Here is a 517-nt window from a genome sequence, read left to right as displayed (position 1 = left end):
ACTGACTGTACTCGTTGTCGCAAGAGGGGTTCAAAAAGGGATTGAACGGGTAAGCGCGGTGATGATGCCGATTTTGTTTTTATTGTTTATTCTGCTCGTTCTTCGGTCTCTTACGCTTAATGGTGCAATGGAAGGCGTAAAGTTTCTGCTTGTGCCTCATTTCGGCGATCTGACTCCGGAATCCATATTATTCGCGCTGGGACAGGCCTTCTTTACGTTAACACTGGGGGTTTCGGTGATGGTGACCTACAGCTCCTATTTGCCGAAAACACAAAATATCCCTCGTTCGGCAGCCTCCATTGTCTTGATGAATATCATTGTGACACTCTTGGCAGGTTTGGCTATTTTTCCGGCGGTTTTCTCATTCGGTTTTCAGCCAAATGAAGGACCGACACTGCTGTTTACAGTGCTTCCGGCCGTTTTTGAACAGCTTCCGTTCGGCACGTTGTTTTTTATCGGCTTTCTCGTTGCATTTTTATTTGCAGCCTTAACCTCAGCATTTTCGATGGTTGAAATT

At 45.8% G+C, this 517-nt stretch carries 1 protein-coding gene; it reads left to right on the top strand.

The annotated features are described in order from the left end of the window. On the top strand, positions 1-517 hold a 517-nt coding region (locus ACWHAR_RS32030; protein WP_452089042.1), incomplete at both ends, for a sodium-dependent transporter.

The organism is Bacillus sp. LR--39, from assembly GCF_053613335.1.
The sequence above is the reverse complement of the archived record's forward strand: the minus strand, read 5'-3'. Positions and strand labels throughout refer to the sequence as shown.